The sequence below is a fragment of the Streptomyces sp. NPDC090499 genome (genome assembly GCF_044769305.1).
Classification (GTDB): Bacteria; Actinomycetota; Actinomycetes; order Streptomycetales; family Streptomycetaceae; genus Streptomyces.
This window is the reverse complement of sequence record NZ_JBIVXP010000002.1, coordinates 171,037-190,631: the sequence shown is the minus strand read 5'-3', so window position 1 is coordinate 190,631 and position 19,595 is coordinate 171,037. Positions and strand designations below refer to the sequence as shown.

At 71.4% G+C, this 19,595-nt stretch carries 16 protein-coding genes; 11 read left to right on the top strand and 5 right to left on the bottom strand.

Annotated elements, in window-relative coordinates; all coding sequences use genetic code 11:
• Positions 1-16: 16 nt before the first annotated feature.
• Positions 17-781, bottom strand: coding sequence for a hypothetical protein (locus tag ACIQVL_RS09220; RefSeq protein ID WP_403444827.1), 765 nt, complete (start codon positions 779-781; stop codon positions 17-19).
• A gap of 143 nt (positions 782-924) precedes the next feature.
• Here ACIQVL_RS09220 and ggt point away from each other — a divergent pair, with 143 nt between their 5' ends.
• Entirely contained in the window at positions 925-2,718 is a 1,794-nt protein-coding gene (gene ggt / locus ACIQVL_RS09215) for a gamma-glutamyltransferase (protein ID WP_403474897.1), read from the top strand.
• Between the two features lie 75 nt (positions 2,719-2,793).
• Here ggt and ACIQVL_RS09210 read toward each other — a convergent pair whose 3' ends face one another.
• Together ACIQVL_RS09210 and map are read right to left on the bottom strand one after the other, a co-directional pair.
• Positions 2,794-5,343, bottom strand: coding sequence for an ATP-dependent Clp protease ATP-binding subunit (locus tag ACIQVL_RS09210; protein WP_403444822.1), 2,550 nt, complete (start codon positions 5,341-5,343; stop codon positions 2,794-2,796).
• A 195-nt stretch (positions 5,344-5,538) separates the two neighbouring features.
• Positions 5,539-6,318, bottom strand: a complete 780-nt coding sequence (map, locus tag ACIQVL_RS09205; protein ID WP_403474896.1) for a type I methionyl aminopeptidase — start codon at positions 6,316-6,318, stop codon at positions 5,539-5,541.
• A 57-nt stretch (positions 6,319-6,375) separates the two neighbouring features.
• Here map and ACIQVL_RS09200 point away from each other — a divergent pair, with 57 nt between their 5' ends.
• From ACIQVL_RS09200 to ACIQVL_RS09160, 9 genes are all read left to right on the top strand, one after another.
• Complete coding sequence (locus tag ACIQVL_RS09200; RefSeq protein WP_403474895.1) at positions 6,376-6,627, top strand: helix-turn-helix domain-containing protein; 252 nt, start codon at positions 6,376-6,378, stop codon at positions 6,625-6,627.
• Positions 6,628-6,802: 175 nt separating this feature from the next.
• Complete coding sequence (locus ACIQVL_RS09195) at positions 6,803-8,173, top strand: hypothetical protein (protein WP_403474894.1); 1,371 nt, start codon at positions 6,803-6,805, stop codon at positions 8,171-8,173.
• Between the two features lie 235 nt (positions 8,174-8,408).
• The gene (locus tag ACIQVL_RS09190; protein ID WP_403444812.1) at positions 8,409-9,251 is read left to right on the top strand and encodes a nitrilase-related carbon-nitrogen hydrolase; all 843 of its coding nucleotides are present in this window, start codon (positions 8,409-8,411) and stop codon (positions 9,249-9,251) included.
• Positions 9,248-10,531 (top strand): aspartate aminotransferase family protein, encoded by a 1,284-nt coding sequence (locus tag ACIQVL_RS09185; protein ID WP_403444809.1) that lies wholly within the window; start codon positions 9,248-9,250, stop codon positions 10,529-10,531. Before ACIQVL_RS09190 ends, ACIQVL_RS09185 begins: the two co-directional genes overlap by 4 nt.
• Before the next feature lie 159 nt (positions 10,532-10,690).
• On the top strand, positions 10,691-12,271 hold the full coding sequence (locus tag ACIQVL_RS09180; protein WP_403444806.1) for a PucR family transcriptional regulator: 1,581 nt from the start codon (positions 10,691-10,693) through the stop codon (positions 12,269-12,271).
• 155 nt (positions 12,272-12,426) lie between these two features.
• Entirely contained in the window at positions 12,427-13,269 is an 843-nt protein-coding gene (locus ACIQVL_RS09175; protein ID WP_403444803.1) for a nitrilase-related carbon-nitrogen hydrolase, read from the top strand.
• A 225-nt stretch (positions 13,270-13,494) separates the two neighbouring features.
• Complete coding sequence (hydA, locus tag ACIQVL_RS09170) at positions 13,495-14,898, top strand: dihydropyrimidinase (protein ID WP_403444800.1); 1,404 nt, start codon at positions 13,495-13,497, stop codon at positions 14,896-14,898.
• Positions 14,899-14,910: 12 nt separating this feature from the next.
• On the top strand, positions 14,911-15,930 hold the full coding sequence (locus ACIQVL_RS09165; RefSeq protein ID WP_403474893.1) for a TIGR03842 family LLM class F420-dependent oxidoreductase: 1,020 nt from the start codon (positions 14,911-14,913) through the stop codon (positions 15,928-15,930).
• Positions 15,931-16,058: 128 nt separating this feature from the next.
• Positions 16,059-17,588 (top strand): NCS1 family nucleobase:cation symporter-1, encoded by a 1,530-nt coding sequence (locus tag ACIQVL_RS09160; protein ID WP_403444795.1) that lies wholly within the window; start codon positions 16,059-16,061, stop codon positions 17,586-17,588.
• A 22-nt stretch (positions 17,589-17,610) separates the two neighbouring features.
• On the opposite strand, the gene ACIQVL_RS09155 is transcribed toward ACIQVL_RS09160, so the two are convergent.
• Positions 17,611-18,294 carry a hypothetical protein gene (locus ACIQVL_RS09155; protein WP_403474892.1) on the bottom strand — a complete coding sequence of 228 codons (684 nt, stop codon included), beginning with the start codon at positions 18,292-18,294 and terminating at the stop codon, positions 17,611-17,613.
• A gap of 259 nt (positions 18,295-18,553) precedes the next feature.
• Entirely contained in the window at positions 18,554-18,820 is a 267-nt protein-coding gene (locus ACIQVL_RS09150; RefSeq protein WP_403444790.1) for a GlsB/YeaQ/YmgE family stress response membrane protein, read from the bottom strand.
• A gap of 269 nt (positions 18,821-19,089) precedes the next feature.
• Between ACIQVL_RS09150 and ACIQVL_RS09145 the strand changes: the two genes are divergently transcribed.
• Positions 19,090-19,452, top strand: coding sequence for an ArsR/SmtB family transcription factor (locus ACIQVL_RS09145; protein ID WP_403444788.1), 363 nt, complete (start codon positions 19,090-19,092; stop codon positions 19,450-19,452).
• The last annotated feature ends 143 nt before the right edge of the window (positions 19,453-19,595 follow it).

The following is a 19,595-nucleotide window of genomic DNA, read 5'->3' as shown; positions in this document are numbered from 1 at the left end:
TGAACCGTGCGGGCGGTCAGGAGGCGCGGTGCGAGGCGCGGGGCGTCTCGGCCGCGTCGGGCGGCAGCGGTGCCTGTGCGGCGCGGGAGACGTCCTCGACGAGTTCGACCACGTCGGGGCCGTACGCCTGCGAGTTGACGACCTTGAGGAGCAGGACGAAGGAGTTGTTGCCGTGCTTGCGGGCGAGCCGCTGGTGGTTGCGGGCGAGGTAACGGGTGGCCGCCTGGTTGGTGATCGCGCGCTGCCCGCAGAAGAGGAACACCGGGCGGGCGTCGGGGCGCTGGCCGGCGGTGAGGCGGGCCAGCAGCACGTACTCCGTGATGCCCGGGTCGAGGCGGTAGCGCTCGGCGCCGATCTGGAAGGCGCCGCGGTCCGGGCCGGGCTCCGGGTCGATGTTGACGCGGACGCCGGGCAGCATCGCGGACATGTGGGCGAGCATGCGGCGGTTCGACCCGGGGCCGCCGACGCAGAACTCGGTCCGCTCGCCGAAGCCCTGCTGGACGTTGTCCTGGGTCACCATCTGGAGGTTCGCGCCGCAGTCCTTGATGAGGGCGGCCAGCTCCAGGAGTGCGAACACGTCGAAACGGTGGACCGCCGGTTCGGAGGTGGCCGGATCGCGGTTGACGACCAGCAGGGACTCCGAGTTCTCCGGCAGTCCGAAAAAGGCCTGCTTGCGGCGCAGGCTCCGGCGCCACAGCGAGGTTCGGGCCAGCCAGCCGAGCGCCGCGCTGATGCCGGCCGCCACGACGCCGAGGATAATGTTGCGCAGGTCGTCATTCATGGGCGCGCATGCTAGCGGTCACAGGTGGCCGGAACGTACCCGTGTTCGAAGTGTGGCGGTCATATGACAGTGCCCTGAATGTGGCTGTCGGGGCCGCGGCCCCGTCGATACGCTGCGCGGACGTTCCGGAACTGGAGGTGCGGATGCGTCGCCCTGTCGCGCGGAAACTGACGGTCCTGGCGGTCTCGGCCGCCGTGGTGTCGGTGGGAGCGGCGGCGCCGCCCGCCCCCGGCGTCGCCGGCACCGCGAAAACCCCGGTGGCCGTGGGCTACGGCGGTGCGGTCTCCAGCGTCGACGCGGACGCCACCGCCGCCGGTATCGAGGTGCTCCGCAAGGGCGGCAACGCGGTCGACGCGGCCGTCGCCACCGCCGCCGCGCTCGGCGTCACCGAGCCCTACTCCTCCGGCATCGGAGGCGGCGGCTACTTCGTCTACTACGACGCCAAGTCCCGTACGGTGCACACGATCGACGGCCGCGAGACCGCGCCGCTGACCGCCGACTCCAACCTGTTCGTGGAGAACGGCCAGCCGCTCGCCTTCGCCGACGCCGTCAGCAGCGGACTGAGCGTCGGCACCCCGGGGACCCCCGCGACCTGGCAGACGGCGCTCAGCCAGTGGGGGACGGAGCGGCTCGGTACGGTGCTGAAACCGGCCGAACGGATCGCCCGCAACGGGTTCGTCGTCGACGACACCTTCCAGTCGCAGACCGCCGCGAACGAGACCCGGTTCCGGTACTTCCCCGACACGGCCAGGCTGTTCCTGCCGGGCGGGAAGCTGCCGGTGGTGGGCTCCACCTTCAAGAACCCCGAACTCGCCAAGACCTACAAGGAGTTGGGGAAGAAGGGGATCGCCGACATCTACCAGGGCGACCTCGGCAAGGACATCGTGTCGACGGTCGACAACCCGCCGGTGGACCCCGCTTCGGGGTGGAAGGCACGGGCGGGCAAGCTGTCCGCGAAGGATCTCGCCGCCTACCGGGCGAAGGTGCAGGCGCCGACCGAGACGGGGTACCGCGGGCTGAAGGTGTACTCCATCGCGCCGTCCTCCTCGGGCGGCACGACGGTCGGGGAGGCCCTCAACATCCTGGAGAACACCGACCTCTCCAAGGCGAGCGAGGTCCAGTACCTGCACCACTTCATCGAGGCGAGCCGGATCTCCTTCGCCGACCGGGGGCGCTGGGTCGGCGACCCCGCGTTCGAGGACGTGCCGACCAAGGGGCTGCTGTCGCAGCGGTACGCCGACGAGCGGGCGAAGCTGATCAGCGACGACGCGGTGCTCACCAGCCCGGTCGCACCGGGCGACCCGAACAACCCCGGCTCGACCGGTACGGCGGCGCCGACCACGTACGAGGGCGAGAACACCACGCACCTCACGGTCGCCGACAAGTGGGGCAACGTCGTCTCCTACACGCTCACCATCGAACAGACCGGTGGCAGCGCGATCACCGTGCCCGGACGGGGGTTCCTGCTCAACAACGAGCTGACCGACTTCTCGTTCACGCCGGCGAACCCCGCGGTGCACGACCCGAACCTGCCGGGGCCCGGGAAGCGGCCGCGGTCCTCGATCTCGCCGACCATCGTCCTGGACAAGGCGAACCGTCCCGTGGTCGCGGTGGGGTCGCCCGGTGGGGCGACCATCATCACGACGGTGCTGCAGGTGCTGACCGAGTTCCTCGACCGGCATCTGCCGTTGGTGGACGCGATCGCCGCGCCTCGGGCGTCGCAGCGGAACGCGGCGAAGACCGAGTTGGAGCCGACGCTGTACAACGACCCTGTGTTGAAGGGGAAGTTGGAGGCCATCGGGCACGTGTTCAGCTTGAACCCGGAGATCGGGGCGGCTACCGGGGTGCAGCGGTTGCCGGGCGGGAAGTGGCTGGCGGCGGCGGAGACGGTGCGGCGGGGTGGAGGGTCGGCTCAGGTGGTGGATCCTGCGCCGTAGCAGCCGGGTGCGGGTGCGTGGGGGCTGGTCGCGCAGTTCCTCCCCCAGCCTTCGGCCGGGGTGCCCCCAGCGCCCCTAGAGGGGCGCGTTTTGCGGGCGGAACTCCAAGCGGCCGTCCGCTGTGTCCACGGTCACTTCGCTGCCCTCTGCGATCGTGCCGTCCAGCAGCAGCCTGGACAGCTGGTTGTCCACCTCCCGTTGGATGGTGCGGCGCAGTGGGCGGGCACCGTACTCCGGCTGGTAGCCGTGCTCGGCCAGCCAGTTGACGGCCGCGTCCGTGAAGTGCGCCGTGACGCCCTGGGCGTGCAGCATGCGGCGGGTGTGTTCCAGGAGGAGTTCGGTGATCTGGCGCAGCTGGTCGCTCGTGAGCTGGCGGAAGACGACGATCTCGTCGATGCGGTTGAGGAACTCCGGGCGGAAGTGGTCCCGGAGCGGGCGCAGGACCTGCTCGCGGCGGGCCTCCTCCGTCGCCTCCTGGCCGCCGGGGCCGAAGCCGATGCCGGCGCCGCGCCGCGTGATCACGTCCGAGCCCAGGTTGCTCGTCATCACGATGACCGTGTTGGTGAAGTCCACGGTGCGGCCCTGGGAGTCGGTCAGGCGGCCGTCGTCCAGGACCTGGAGCAGGATGTTGAAGACGTCGGGGTGCGCCTTCTCCACCTCGTCGAGGAGGAGCAGCGAGTAGGGGTGGCGGCGGACGACCTCGGTGAGCTGGCCCGCCTCCTCGTGGCCGACGTAGCCGGGCGGGGCGCCCACCAGACGGGAGACGGTGTGGCGCTCCTGGTACTCGCTCATGTCCAGCCGGACCATCCGCTCCTCGCTGCCGAACAGCACCTCGGCGAGCGCGCGGGCCAGTTCGGTCTTGCCGACGCCGGTCGGGCCGAGGAAGAGGAAACTGCCGATCGGGCGTTGCGGGCTGGCGAGTCCGGCGCGGGAGCGCATGACCGCCTCGGAGACGACGGCGACCGCCTCGTCCTGGCCGATGACCCGCTGGTGCAGATGGGCCTCCAGGCCGAGCAGCCGTTCCTTCTCCTCCTGGGTGAGACTGCTGACCGGGATGCCGGTCAGCCGGGAGACCACCTCGGCGATCGCCTCCGCCGTCACCTCCAGGTTCAGCCCCTCGTCCGCCTCGTCCTCGCCGGAGAGTTCGGTGATGCGGGTCTTCAGCTCGCCGATGCGGTCCCGTACCTGGGTGGCGCGTTCGTACTGCTCGTCGGCGACCGCCTGGTCCTTGTCCCGGGTGAGCTGTTCGATCTCACGTTCCATGGCGCGTACGTCGGTGCCCTTGGTACGGGCGCCGAGGCGGACCCGGGCGCCTGCCTGGTCGATCAGGTCGATCGCCTTGTCCGGCAGTCTGCGGTCGGTGAGGTAGCGGTCGGAGAGCTCGACGGCGGCGACCAGGGCCTCGTCGGTGTAGCGGACCTGGTGGTGGGCCTCGTAGCGGTCCCGCAGACCGCGCAGGATCTCGATGGTGTCCGGGACCGTCGGCTCGGGCACCAGGATCGGCTGGAAGCGGCGGGCCAGAGCCGCGTCCTTCTCGATCTTGCGGAACTCCTCCAGGGTGGTCGCGCCCACGACATGCAATTCGCCCCGGGCCAGCGCGGGCTTGAGGATGTTGGCCGCGTCCATCGCGCCGCCCTCGCCGCCGCCCCCGGCGCCGACCACGGTGTGCAGCTCGTCGATGAAGACGATCAGCTGGTCGGAGTGCGAGCGGATCTCGCCCACGATGTTGTTGAGCCGCTCCTCGAAGTCGCCGCGGAACCGGGTGCCGGCGACCACGCCGGACAGGTCGAGGGCGATCACCCGCCGTCCGGCGAGCCCGTCCGGCACGTCTGCGTCGGCGATCCGCTGGGCCAGGCCCTCCACGATCGCCGTCTTGCCGACACCGGCGTCGCCGATCAGCACGGGGTTGTTCTTGCCGCGCCGGGAGAGCACCTCGATGGTCTGCTCGATCTCGTCGTCGCGGCCGATCACCGGGTCGATCCGGCCCTCCCCGGCCAGCTCGGTCAGGTCACGGCCGTACTTGTCGAGGTTCGGCGTGCCGCTCGTACGGCGCCGGGTGTCCGGGCCGGCGAGCGAGCGGTCGGTCTCCGCGGCGTCCGGCGGCAGACCGGCGGCGGCGAACCGGGCGGCGTTCAGGATGTGTCCGGCGGCCGAGTCCGGGTTGGCGGCCAGCGCGCCCAGCACGTGCTCGGGGCCGATGTACCCGGCGCCGCCGGCCCGGGCCAGGTCGTGCGCGTCCAGGAGGGCCCGTTTGACGGCCGGGGTGAGGGAGAGCGAGGTGGGCGGGGGAGCCTCGCCGGGCGGGTGCTGGACCGGTCCCGCGCGGCCGTCGATCTCCGTCGCCAGCGAGTCGGGGTCGGCGCCGGACCTGCTCAGCAGGGACCGGGTGGGCTCCGCGGTGAGCGCCGCGCGCAGCAGATGCTCGGTGTCGAGGTCCCGGCTGCCGTGCTCGGCGGCGTACTGGGCGGCGCCCTTGACCAGCTCCCTGGCCGGCTGGCTCAGCAGCCTGCCGATGTCGATCTGCCGGGGGCCCTGGCGGGCTCCGCCGCCGCCGAAGAAGCGTGCGAGGAACTCTCCGAAAGGGTCCTGTCCGAAGTTGTCCGGTCCGGGGTAACCGCTGGTCATGAGCGTTCGTTCCGTTCCGGCGTCCCGGCGCCTGGTGGGACGCGCTCGCTGGTCGACGTGCCGGTCCACGCGGGTGCCCCTGCAGGGGCCCGGTCACACCACCTTCGCACGCCCGCCGGAGGGGGGCACGTCCAGCCGTTCGGGCGACGGGCCGGGCCGTGTCCTCCCCGCTCGTCGCGCCGTGCCGGGCCTCCGTCAGTCCTCCGGGTTCCTGGCGGTGAGAATGCGCGGCCCCGCCTCCGTGATCGCCACCGTGTGCTCCGCGTGCGCCGCCCGGGAGCCGTCGTTCGTCCGCAGCGTCCAGCCGTCCTCGGCCGCGTGGTAGCCGTCCCGGCCGCTGCCGATCAGCATGGGCTCGATCGCGAGGACCATGCCGTGCCGGAGCGGGAGGCCGCGGCCGGGGCGGCCCTCGTTCGGGACCCCGGGGTCCTCGTGCATACGGCGGCCGATGCCGTGTCCGCCGAAGTCCTGCGGGATGCCGTAGCCGGCGTCCCGGCACACCCGGCCGACCGCGTGTGCGATGTCGCCGATGCGGTTGCCGACGACCGCCGCCGCGATGCCCGCCGCGAGCGCCCGCTCGGCCGTCTCGACGAGCCGTACGTCCGCCGGACGGGGCCTGCCGACCGTGAAACTGATCGCCGAGTCGCCCGCCCAGCCCTCCAGCACGGCGCCGCAGTCGATGGAGACCAGGTCTCCGTCGCGCAGCCGGTAGCCGGTCGGGATGCCGTGCACGATCGCGTCGTTCACGGACGCGCAGATGACGGCGGGGAAGGGGGTGGGCGCGAACGAGGGCCGGTAGCCGAGGAAGGGGGAGGAGGCCCCGGCCTCGCGCAGTACCTCCCGCGCCACCTCGTCCAGTTCGAGCAGGGAGACGCCGATGCCGGCGGCCTCGCGCACGGCCGTCAGGGCCCGCCCCACGACCTGGCCCGACGCGTACATGGCGTCGATCGATGTGTCTGTCTTCAGTTCCACCATGCCAATTAATATACCGGCTTTCTCGACCGGATGAGAATCACGGCTTAGAATGACGGCATGGTGCGCACCCCTCTCACCCCGGAAGAGCGCGAACGCGGCGAGCGGTTCGGGCGGTTGCTGCGCGAGGCGCGCGGCGGGCGGAGCATGACGGAGGTGGCGGCCGCGGCGGGCATCTCGGCCGAGACCCTCCGCAAGATCGAGACCGGGCGGGCGCCGACCCCCGCCTTCTTCACCGTGGCCGCGCTGGCCCGCGCGCTCGGCCTCTCGATGGACGACCTGGCCGAGCGCTGCATCCCGGTCGTCGTGTGACGTGCGTCGAGGTGTGACGTGTGTCGGAGTGATGCGCGTCGGAATGTGACGCGCATCGGTCAAGATCGGGCAATGACGGCTCCGCGCGCCCGCTGAAAACTCCCCGTAGCAACCCCGTAACACAACTGGTGTTGCCTACGGAGCCGGAGTGTTCCGGTCTGGCGGGAGTCGAGCGATGACTGTGCATCAACTCCCTGGCCGAGTGCGGGAGTTCGCGAACTACCTGAACGGCCTGCTGGTGCGCCTGGACCAGGGCGGCGGCTGGTGCGCCGTCTTCTGGCAGCGCGACCCCGACGGTATGCAGGCCTGCCTCGCCGGCCGCGAGGTACCGCCCTGGGACGTCGTGGAGGCGCTGCTCCAGGACCTGGTGAGCGTCCACGGCACCGAGGCCGCCGCGCGTGAGGCCGAGCAGGCCCGCCTGCTGCACGCGGACGCGCTCGCCGCGTACGACACCCGGCCGGGCGCCCGCGAGGACCTGAGCGACCGCCTCGACGTCACCCTCCGCGAACAGCGCTACGCCGCGGAACGGCTGGACCGGCTCGGCCGCGCCCTCGACTCCGCGCACTCCCGCGAGCAGGCCGAGGCCCTGCACATCGACCTCGCCTGGGCCCGCGACGACCACGAACGCGCCTCCGCCCGGTGCGCCGAGCTCCGGGCCCGGATGGGAAGGCTGGAACACCGGGCCGAGCCCGCCGGGCGCCCGCGGGGCGGCACCCTCACCGTGGTTCCCGACCCGGCCCCGGCCCCCGCCCCGGCTCCGGCCCCCGCCCCCGCCCCCGCCCCGGCCCCGGCCCCGGCCCCCGCCCCGGCTCCGGCCAAGCAGCGCAAGCGCCGGCGGGGCAGCGCCCGGTTCGCCGGCCTGGCCGAGGACGAGGCCGCGCCCACCGTCGTACCGCAGGCGCCGGAGGCGTCCGGCTCCGAGGCCGGCACCGGCCGCCGCACCCCGCGCGGCGCCCGCTTCGCCGGGGCCGTCGAGGCGCCGGCGCGGCCGGAACCGGCGCCGGCGGAGTCCGACGAGGAGTCGGCACGGGCCGTGGCCGCGGCCGTGGAGCGGCTCGAACGGCTCCGGGCGGAGGGCCGCACCGGAGAGGCGCACGCGCTCCTCGCCGAGGTCGCGCACTGGTCCGCGCCCCGGTTCCCGCTGCTCGCGGACGCCCTCCAGCGGGCCGGGCTCGGCGCCGACTGGGCCACGCTGCTGTGGGAGGCGGCCTCGCTGCCGCCCGCCCGGCTCGTCGCGGCCGCCGACGCCCTGACCGCCGCGGGCCGGACCGACGACGGCCGGCAGATCCTGCGCCAGGGCGTCGCCCGCCCCGCCCCGGAGATCGGCGAGGCCGTCCTCGCCCTGGACACGGAGGGCCGCCACCGCGAGGCCCGCGCCCTCCTGGACACATACGTCCAGGTCCGTCCCCCGGAGGAGGCGGCCCACAGCGCGGAACCCGATCCCCAGCGCCTGGTGCCCCTGCTGCTCCGCTCGGCCCAGCAGATCTCGGACCAGCGCCACTGGGACCTGCTCCACGCGCTGCGGGTGGCAGGCCTCGCCTCCTGACAGACGCGACCCGGGCGCACCCCGTCAGGGACGCCGGGGGAGGAACAGCGCGGCCAGCCACGACGCACCCGCGGTCGGGAGCGGCGCCGTCCCGCAACGGCGCCTGCGGGACGGCCCCCGCATCCGCCAGCCAGGTTAGAAACGCGATCGACTCGGCGGCTTAACGACGATGGTCTTGGCAAGGACTCCGAGGAGGCCTACTTTCGACCCTCTACGGGCGTAGAAGGAGCAGCTCATGGCCAACGTCGTACGCGCCGCTCTGGTCCAGGCCACCTGGACCGGCGACACCGAGTCCATGGTGGCGAAACACGAGGAACACGCCCGCGAGGCGGCCCGCCGAGGCGCGAAGATCATCGGATTTCAGGAAGTCTTCAACGCCCCCTACTTCTGCCAGGTCCAGGAGCCCGAGCACTACCGCTGGGCCGAGCCGGTCCCGGACGGCCCCACCACGCGCCGTATGCAGGAACTCGCGCGCGAGACCGGCATGGTGATCGTCGTCCCGGTCTTCGAGGTCGAGCAGTCCGGCTTCTACTACAACACCGCCGCCGTGATCGACGCCGACGGCACCGTCCTCGGCAAGTACCGCAAGCACCACATCCCGCAGGTCAAGGGCTTCTGGGAGAAGTACTACTTCAAGCCCGGGAACGCCGGCTGGCCGGTCTTCGACACCGCCGTCGGCAAGGTCGGCGTGTACATCTGCTACGACCGCCACTTCCCCGAGGGCTGGCGGCAACTCGGCCTGGGCGGCGCCCAGCTGGTCTACAACCCGTCGGCCACCTCGCGCGGCCTGTCGGCCTACCTCTGGCAGCTGGAGCAGCCGGCCGCCGCCGTCGCCAACGAGTACTTCGTCGCCGCCATCAACCGAGTGGGCCAGGAGGAGTACGGGGACAACGACTTCTACGGGACGAGCTATTTCGTCGATCCACGTGGGCAGTTCGTGGGGGAGGTCGCGAGCGACAAGGGCGAGGAACTCGTCGTCCGCGACCTCGACTTCGACCTGATCGACGAGGTACGGCAGCAGTGGGCCTTCTACCGCGACCGCCGTCCCGACGCCTACGAAGGGCTGGTACAGCCGTGAACGACCTCTTCGCCCGCCACCGCCAGGTCCTGCCCGACTGGCTCGCGCTCTACTACGACGAGCCCCTGGAGATCACCCACGGCGAGGGCCGGCACGTCTGGGACGCGGACGGCAACCGCTACCTCGACTTCTTCGGCGGCATCCTGACCACGATGACCGCGCACGCGCTGCCCGAGGTGACGAAGGCGGTGAGCGAGCAGGCCGGCCGGATCCTCCACTCCTCCACGCTCTACCTCAACCGCCCGATGGTCGAACTCGCCGAGCGCATCGCCCAGTTGAGCGGCATCCCGGACGCCCGGGTCTTCTTCACCACCTCCGGCACCGAGGCCAACGACACTGCCCTGCTGCTCGCGACGACGTACCGCCGCACGAACACGATCCTGGCGATGCGCAACAGCTACCACGGCCGCTCCTTCAGTGCGGTCGGCATCACCGGCAACAAGGGCTGGTCCCCGACCTCCCTCTCACCGCTGCAGACGCTGTACGTCCACGGCGGCGTCCGCACCCGCGGCCCGTACGCCGAGCTGAACGACCGTGACTTCATCGCGGCCTGCGTCGACGACCTGCGCGACCTCCTCGGCCACACCCGCCCGCCTGCCGCGCTGATCGCCGAGCCCATCCAGGGCGTCGGCGGCTTCACCTCCCCGCCCGACGGGCTGTACGCGGCCTTCCGCAAGGTCCTCCAGGAGCAGGGCATCCTCTGGATCGCCGACGAGGTGCAGACCGGCTGGGGCCGCACCGGCGAGCACTTCTGGGGCTGGCAGGCACACGGGCAGAGCGGCCCGCCGGACATCCTCACCTTCGCCAAGGGCATCGGCAACGGCAGCTCCATCGGCGGTGTGGTGGCCCGCTCCGAGATCATGAACTGCCTGGACTCCAACAGCATCTCGACGTTCGGCGGCACCCAGATCACCATGGCGGCCGGCCTCGCCAACCTGTCGTACCTCCTGGACCACGACCTCCAGGGCAACGCCCGCCGGGTCGGCGGCCTGCTCATCGAACGCCTTCGCGCGGTCGCCGCCCAGCTGCCCGGCGTACGTGAGGTCCGGGGCCGCGGCCTGATGATCGGCGTCGAACTCGTCAAGCCCGGCACGGACGAGGCCGACCCGAAGTCCGCGTCGGCCGTCCTGGAGGCGGCTCGCGAGGGCGGCCTCCTCATCGGCAAGGGCGGCGGCCACAACACGAGCGCGTTGCGCATCGCCCCGCCGCTGTCCCTGACGGTGGCCGAGGCGGAGGAGGGCGCGACCATCCTCGAACAGGCGCTGAGGAGCGCCTACTAGGCGTTCTGCCGGAAGCGCCACGACTCGCCGTGTGGAGAGCTGCGGGCCGGTGGGGGCCGGTCGCGCAGCGCCCCTTCACGGGCGCGGGGAACTGCGCGACCAGCCACGACGGCGCCGCAGTCGACAGACACACCGAACCCGACCAAGGGACCACGCAAGATGACCGCCACTTGGGATCCCCCGCACACCACAGACCCCATACTGTCGGTCCGCCAGATCCTCGCCCTGGAACGGGTCCTGGCCGGCGACCCCGAGGTGGTGGCCGGCTCCGCCCACCTCGACCGCCCCGTCCGCTGGGTGCACGTCGCCGAGGCCCCCGACGTCGGCGTCATGCTCACCGGCGGCGAGATGGTCCTCACCACCGGCGTCCTGCTCGCCGGCGACGCGCACAAGCAGGCCGAGTACATCCAGTCCCTGCACCGGGCCGAGGCGGCGGCCGTCGTCCTCGGCCTCGGCCGCGCCTTCCCGGCCCCGCCCGACGCCATGCGCCGCGCAGCGGACCGCTGCGGCCTCCCCCTGGTGGTCCTGCACCGCCCCTTCCCCTTCGCCGAGCTGACCGAGGAGGTCCAGTCCCGCCTGGTCCGGCGGAAGTTCGCCGCCGTCAGCCTCTCCGAGTCGGTCCGCACCGCCCTCACCGGCCTCATCACGGCCGCCGCCCCCCTCCAGCGGCTCCTCGACGAGGTCGCCGTGCACAGCGCCTGCCCGGTCGTCGTCACCAACCTCGCGCACCGGGTCCTCGCCACCGCGGGGGAGCGGTCGGCCGTGGACGACGTGCTGCGGGACTGGGAGCGCATCGCCCGGCAGGCCGGCGGCGGCGCGGCCGACGGCTGGATCCGCGCCGAACTGGGCGGCCGGGGCGAACGCTGGGGCCAGATCATGCTCTGCGGCTACCGCGGCGACACCGCCACCGGCCGGCTGCTGGCCGAGCGGGGCGCCGAGGCCCTCGTCCTGCACCGCATGCTCGGCGGCGGCTCCGCCCACACCTGGGAGGAGCAGTCCGCGCAGAGCCTGCTGACCGACCTGGTCTCCGGGGTCGTGCCGGCCCGCCAACTGCTGCCCAGGGCGCGGGCCGCCGGTCTCCCGGTCAACCGGCGGACCTTCGTCCCCCTCGTCGTACGGGACGCGGAACCGGCCCAACTGGAGCGCGTCCTGCGGTTGCTGGGCCTGCCCGGACTCGTCGCCGAACTCACCGAGCGGACCACCGCGGTCCTCCTCAGCCTCGCCCGCGACCAGGACGCCGACGCCCTCGCCGCGCACTTCGCCGCCCGGCTGCACGGCGAGTCGGCGGGACCCCGGGCGGTGGTGGCCGCCGCGGGCGCCCGTACCGTCTGGGACGACGTGCCGGTCGGCCTGCGCGAGGCCCAGCACGTCGCCGACGCGGTCGCCGACACCACCGCCGCCCTCGACCTCCCGGCCGTCGTCCGCCTCAAGGACGTCCACCTGCGCGGCCTGATCCGGCTGCTGCGCGACGACCCGCACGTCCAGTCCTTCGCCGAACGCGAGCTGGACGGCCTGCTGTGCGGGAACGGCACCGACCAGGACCTGCTCGGCGTCCTGCGCACCTACCTCGCCACCGGCCGCAACAAGTCCCGCACCGCCCAGCTCCACCACGTCTCCCGCCCCGCGCTGTACCGCCGCCTGGAGGCGATACAGACCCGGCTCGGCGTCGACCTCGACGACTTCGAGCAGGCGGCCTCCGTGCACATCGCACTCCTCGCACACGACGCGCAACAGCAGTGAAACATGCGACGACCTGGGAAAACGGCGGTGAAACATGAGCCGACGGCAGCGTGACACGGTGCCACGCCGGGCGCCCGCAGACGTGACACGATGCAACTCAAAGAGGACTTCCGGGCTTTCTAGCCTTCTCGCACACCGAGCGACCGGAGGTCCCGATGAGCCGAGTGATTCGTGCCGCCCTCTTCCAGACCGCCTGGACCGGCGACAAGGAGTCGATGATCCAGGTCCACGAACAGGCGGCCCGCGACGCGGCCGCACAGGGCGCGCAGGTCCTGTGCTTCCAGGAGCTGTTCTACGGACCCTACTTCTGCCAGGTCCAGGACAAGGCCTTCTACGAGTACGCCGAGCAGGTCCCGGACGGCCCGGTCGTCCAGCGCTTCCAGGCGCTCGCCCGCGAACTGGGCCTGGTCCTGATCCTGCCGGTGTACGAGGAGGAGCAGCCCGGCGTCCTCTACAACACCGCCGCCGTGATCGACGCCGACGGCTCGTACCTCGGCAAGTACCGCAAGCACCACATCCCCCAGGTCCCGGGCTTCTGGGAGAAGTTCTACTTCCGGCCGGGCAACGCCGGCTGGCCCGTCTTCGAGACGGCCGTCGGGAAGATCGGCGTCTACATCTGCTACGACCGCCACTTCCCGGAGGGCTGGCGGGCGCTGGGCCTCGGCGGCGCCGAGATCGTCTTCAACCCGTCGGCCACCTCGCGCGGTCTCTCCCGCTACCTCTGGCAGCTGGAGCAGCCGGCGGCGGCCGCGGCCAACGAGTACTTCGTCGGCGCGATCAACCGGGTCGGCGTGGAGGACCTGGGCGACAACGACTTCTACGGCAGCTCCTATTTCGTGGACCCGGAGGCCCAGTTCGTCGGCGAGGTGGCCTCCGACAAGGAGACCGAACTCGTCGTCCGCGACCTGGACCTGGCCAAGCTCCGCGAGGTCCGCGACCGCTGGCAGTTCTTCCGGGACCGCCGCCCCGACGCCTACGGCCCCCTGACGGCGCCTTGACAGCGCCCCGCGGAAAAGCGCCCCGCAAGGGGCGCGGGGCGGTGCTGAACATGCGGCTGCCGCCGCGTGGGCGCGACCAGCCACGTCGGACCGGCGCCTGACCACGTCGGACCGGCGCCTGACCACGTCGGACCCGTACCTGACCACGTCGGACCCGTACCTGACCACGTCGGACCCGTACCTGACCACGTCGGACCCGTACCTGACCACGAAGGAGAGGACCCCATGACCGGCCGGACAGTAATCCGTGGCGGACTCGTCATCACCGCGTCCGACGAGATCCACGCCGACGTCCTGATCGAGGACGGCCGCATCGCCGCCCTCGCGGCGACCGGCACCCCCGCCGCCGAGGCCTTCACCGCCGAGCGGACCATCGACGCCACCGGCAAGTACGTCATCCCGGGCGGCGTCGACGCCCACACCCACATGGAGCTGCCGTTCGGCGGCACCTTCGCCTCCGACACCTTCGAGACCGGCACCCGGGCCGCCGCCTGGGGCGGTACGACCACCATCGTCGACTTCGCGGTGCAGAGCGTCGGCCACAGCCTGCGCGAGGGCCTCGACGCCTGGCACGCCAAGGCCGAGGGCAACTGCGCCGTCGACTACGGCTTCCACATGATCGTCTCCGACGTGAACCAGGAGACGCTCAAGGAGATGGACCTGCTGGTCGAGGAGGGTGTGACCTCCTTCAAGCAGTTCATGGCCTACCCCGGCGTCTTCTACTCCGACGACGGCCAGATCCTGCGCGCCATGCAGCGCTCCGCCGAGAACGGCGGCCTGATCATGATGCACGCCGAGAACGGCATCGCCATCGACGTCCTCGTGGAACAGGCGCTGGCCCGCGGCGAGACCGACCCCCGCTACCACGGCGAGGTCCGCAAGGCCCTCCTCGAAGCCGAGGCCACCCACCGCGCCATCAGGCTCGCCCAGGTCGCCGGCGCCCCGCTCTACGTCGTGCACGTCTCCGCGGCGGAGGCGGTCGCCGAACTGGCCCGCGCCCGCGACGAAGGACTTCCCGTCTTCGGCGAGACCTGCCCGCAGTACCTCTTCCTGTCCACCGACAACCTCGCCGAACCCGACTTCGAGGGTGCGAAGTACGTGTGCAGCACGCCCCTTCGCCCCAAGGAGCACCAGGCCAAGCTCTGGCAGGGTCTGCGCACCAACGACCTCCAGGTCGTCTCCACCGACCACTGCCCCTTCTGCTTCGTCGGCCAGAAGGAACTCGGCCGCGGCGACTTCTCGAAGATCCCCAACGGCCTGCCCGGCGTCGAGAACCGGATGGACCTGCTCCACCAGGCCGTCGTCGACGGGCACATCACGCGCCGCCGCTGGATCGAGATCGCCTGCGCCACCCCGGCCAGGATGTTCGGCATGTACCCGAAGAAGGGCACCATCACCCCGGGTGCCGACGCCGACGTCGTCATCTACGACCCCCATGCGGAGCAGGTCGTCTCCGCCGGGACCCACCACATGAACGTCGACTACTCGGCGTACGAGGGCAAGCGGCTCACCGGCCGGGTCGAGACGGTCCTGTCGCGCGGCGTACCCGTCATCACCGAGCGGGAGTACACCGGCCACGCCGGGCACGGCGTCTACACCCCGCGCTCCACCTGTCAGTACCTCAACTAGGAGACGCGCCCCATGGACTTCGGACTCGTCCTGCAGACCGACCCGCCGGCCTCCCGGGTCGTCAGCCTGATGAAACGGGCCGAACGCAACGGCTTCCGCTACGGCTGGACCTTCGACTCCGCCGTGCTCTGGCAGGAACCGTTCGTGATCTACAGCCAGATCCTCGCCAACACCAGCAAGCTGACGGTCGGGCCGATGGTCACCAACCCTGGCACCCGCACCTGGGAGGTCACCGCCTCCACCTTCGCCACCCTCAACGACATGTTCGGCAACCGCACGGTCTGCGGCATCGGCCGCGGCGACTCCGCGATGCGGGTGGCCGGCCGCAAGCCCAACACCCTGGCCCGGATCAGCGAGGCCATGAAGGTCATCCGTGCGCTGGGCAGCGGCGGCGAGGCCGACCTCGGCGGCACGGTCATCAGGTTCCCGTGGGTCAAGCCGGGCGCCGAACTCCCCGTCTGGATGGCCGCGTACGGCCCGAAGGCCCTGAAGATGACCGGTGAGGAGGCCGACGGGTTCATCCTCCAGCTCTCCGACCTCTACCTCACCGAGTACATGGTCAAGGCGGTGAAGGACGCGGCCGTCGCCGCCGGACGCGACCCCTCCGAGGTCAGGATCTGCGTCGCCGCCCCCGCCTACGTCACCGAGGACGACTCGCCCGAGGCCCTCGCCCACGCCCGCGACCAGTGCCGCTGGTTCGGCGGCATGGTCGGCAACCACGTCGCCGACCTGGTCGCCAAGTACGGCGAGCACTCCGCCGCCGTACCCGACGAACTCACCGACTACATCAAGGCCCGCCAGGGCTACGACTACTCGCACCACGGACGCAGCGGCAACCCCGACACCGAGTTCGTGCCCGACGAGATCGTCGACCGCTTCTGCGTCATCGGCCCGGCCGAGAAGCACATCGAGAAGCTGAACGCCCTGCGCGAGCTGGGTGTCGACCAGTTCGCCGTCTACGACATGCACGACGCCCAGGAGGCCACCATCGACGCGTACGGGACGAAGGTCATCCCGGGCGTCAACGGCTAGCCCGCTCCTGGCAGTTGGTCTCCCCCTTCCCGCCGTCCCGGGAAGGGGGTCAGGGCGCACCCCACACGCGTACCCCCCGCCCCGCCCGCACGGCCTTTCCCGTCCCGCCTCTCCTGATTGGCCTGCCCATGACCGACACCGCTCCCACGGCCATACCGCCGTCCGGTCAAGTCACCGTCACCGACGGGCGCGTCGAGCTCTCCCCGGGCTCGCCGCCGCCGAGCGGTCCGTACGCCAACGAGGACCTGCTGCCGGTCCCCGTCGCCAAGCGCACCTGGACCACCTACAACTTCTCCGCGCTCTGGGTCGGCATGGCCCACAACACGGCCTCCTGGACCCTGGCCTCCGGGCTCATCGCGGTCGGCATGGACTGGAAACAGGCCGTGTTCACCATCGCCCTGGCCAACCTGATCGTCCTCGTGCCGATGCTGCTCACCGGGCACGCCGGACCCAAGTACGGCATCCCCTTCCCGGTCTTCGCCCGCGCCTCCTTCGGGGTGCGCGGCGCCAACCTGCCCGCCGTCGTACGGGCGTTGGTGGCCTGCGGCTGGTTCGGCATCCAGACCTGGATCGGCGGCGAGGCCATCTACTTCCTGGCCGGCAAGCTGATCGGCGACAGCTGGGCGAACGCCTCACACATCGGCGGCTACGCCTGGACCATGTGGCTGTCGTTCGCGCTCTTCTGGGTGCTCCAGGTCGCGATCATCTACCGGGGCATGGATACCATCCGCCGCTTCGAGAACTGGGCCGCGCCCTTCGTGATCGTCGGCGCCGTCGTGATGCTGATCTGGATGAGCAACAAGGCCGGCGGCCTCGGCCCGCTCTTCGACCAGCCCTCCAAGCTCGGCTGGGGCGGCGGCTTCTGGAAGATCTTCTGGCCGTCCCTGATGGGCATGATCGGCTTCTGGTCGACGCTGTCGCTGAACATCCCCGACTTCACCCGGTACGGCAAGAGCCAGAAGGCGCAGACCTGGGGCCAGGCCCTCGGCCTGCCCACCACCATGACCCTCTTCGCCTTCCTGTCGGTGCTGGTGACCTCCGGTTCGCAGGCCGTCTACGGGCAGCCGATCTGGGACCCGGTCCAGCTGGCCGCGAAGACGGACAACGTGGTCGGCCTGCTCTACGCCCTGGTGACCGTCCTCGTCGCGACGCTCTCCGTGAACATCGCGGCCAACCTGGTCTCGCCCGCCTTCGACTTCTCCAACATCGCGCCCCGGAAGATCAGTTTCCGCACCGGCGCGCTCATCACCTCGGTCCTCGCGGTGCTGATCTTCCCGTGGAAGCTGTACTCCGACCCGCAGGGCTACATCTTCACCTGGCTCGGCCTGGTCGGCGGTCTGCTCGGCACGGTCGCCGGCATCCTCATCGCCGACTACTGGATCCTGCGCCGCACCCGCCTCGACCTGACCGACCTGTACCGCACGGGCGGCCGCTACTGGTACGACGGCGGCTGGAACTGGCGGGCGGTCGTCGCCTTCCTGGTGGGCGGCATCCTCGCGATCGGCGGCGCCAGCTTCAAACCGCTGATCGACGGCCGTCCCATCCCGGCCCTGTCCTCGCTCGCCGACTACGGCTGGGCGGTCGGCCTCGGCACGTCCCTGGTGCTGTACCTGGGGCTGACCCTGCTGGTGCCGCCCGCGAAGGCACTCCGGCCGTGAGCACGGAGGGCAGCCGGTCCGGCTACTGGCTGCCCTTCAGTGCGGTCACCGCGGCCTTCGCCGCCTGGATGGCGCCCTTGTTGATCACGTCCGTGCTGGGCGCCTTCTTGTTCTCGAAGTCGCTGCCGTTGTAGGTGACGACCACCAGCGCGTTGGAGACCTGGGCCATCACCACGCCCTCGCGGGTCTGCTGCTTGTCCTCGGTGGTGAGGTTCACCACCGAGTAGCCGCTGTCGCCGAGGCCCGGCACGGCTCCGCCGCCGCTCTTCTCCGCGACGCGGTCCTTGTACTCCTTGGCCGCCGCCGTGTTCGTGTCCATGATCTCGAAGGAGACGTCGAGCCAGCGGTAGTCGTACCCCTTGAGCGCGTTCCACGAGCAGGTGCGGCGCAGCTTGGTGTCGGTGGAGGGGATCTCCTTGCCGGCCGTCTTCGCACCGGGCACCAGGGACTTGATGGTGGCCACCGTGATGCTGCCGCAGGGGGCGGGCGCGGCGGAGTACGCCTTGGTGGCCGTCGTGGAGGCGGAGGACGTCGAGGGGGAGTCGCCCGCCGACTGACCGGCCGTCTGCTGGGTCGAGGCGTCGGCCGAGCTGCCGGTGGACGTCGTCTTGTCCGGGCCCGACGCCATCACCCAGCCCGCACAGGCGAGCACGGCGACCGGCGTCAGGCGCGCGGTGAGGGCGAGCGGCAGTGGAAGAGAACGCAAGTCGCACTTCTCGCTGGGGGACGGTGTGCGGAGTGGCCCGCACTGCGGACGGGACGCCAGTTTCACACGAGTCCCTGTGGGGCGGAAGTGGAATCCGTGCCTTGCCTGTGGGGCGTCCCCGGCGCGCTGTTGACAGCGGCCGCGGGCCGTCCCCCTACATCCGGAATGTCGTGCGTCCACGGTCCCTGTACATCCGGAATGTCGTGACTGGATCCGGTCCCCGAGGGTGACCGGAGTCACCGTCGGGCCCGTCCGGTACTCAGTCGCGCGAGTTGCCGAACAGCAGCCGGTAGCCGATGAGGAGGACCAGGGAGCCGGCGATCGCGGCGCCCCACGTGTAGAGGTCGAAGAAGTGATTCTGCACCGGGCGGTCGAGGAAGCGGGAGGAGAGCCAGCCGCCCACGAAGGCGCCCGCGATGCCGATGAGGGTGGTGCCGATCAGGCCACCCGGGTCGCGGCCGGGCAGCAGGATCTTGGCGATGGCTCCGGCGAGGAGACCCAGGACGATCCAGCCGATGATGCCCACGTTCGTTGTCCTCCAGTACGGGTGCTGCTTCACGGACGCCGCCGCTCGGCGGGGGTGCCGCTCCGCAGAGTTGCGTTGTTGCGCAAGCTTAGGAACGGGAGTGGCCGCCGGTATACGCCCGACGCCGAGCCGTCGATGATCTGTCACGCGCCCATGACAATGCGAAGAACACGTGGCGGACATTGCGGGGAGGCCCTGCGGGGTGCGGTGACCGTGCGCCTACACTGAGTGGGCATCTGTGCCGAGGCTGTGATGGGAGGGAGCGGGCCGTGGGGGAGAACAGCGACGGCTTCACCGACCCCTCCGACGGGGTGCTGACGGAGGCGGCCGCGGTGTTCGGGCTGCTCGCCTCGCCGGCCCGGCTGCACATCATGTGGGCGCTGTCCCAGGGCGAGAGCGACGTGACGCGCCTCGCCGACCGGGTCGGCGGCGCCCTGCCGGCGGTCAGCCAGCACCTGGCCAAACTCCGGCTGGCCGGTCTGGTGCGGTCCCGCCGGGAGGGCCGGCGGCAGGTCTACTACGTGGACGATCCGGACATCGTGACCGTGGTGCGGGTGACCGTCGGACAGCTGACCGCACGCTCGCACCAGGCGCCGGTGCCGGTGCGGCGGTTGTACGAGGCCGGTGTCTGACCGGGCGGAGCCGGGCCGGTGCGCGGGGGCGGACGGCGGGTGTGTCCTGGAGGTTTCATGAGATGCCTCACCTGTGAATTCGGGTGGGGCTTGTGCTGTCGGGGCTGTGGGTTTGTTAGATTGCGCAATCACGCAACCCAAAT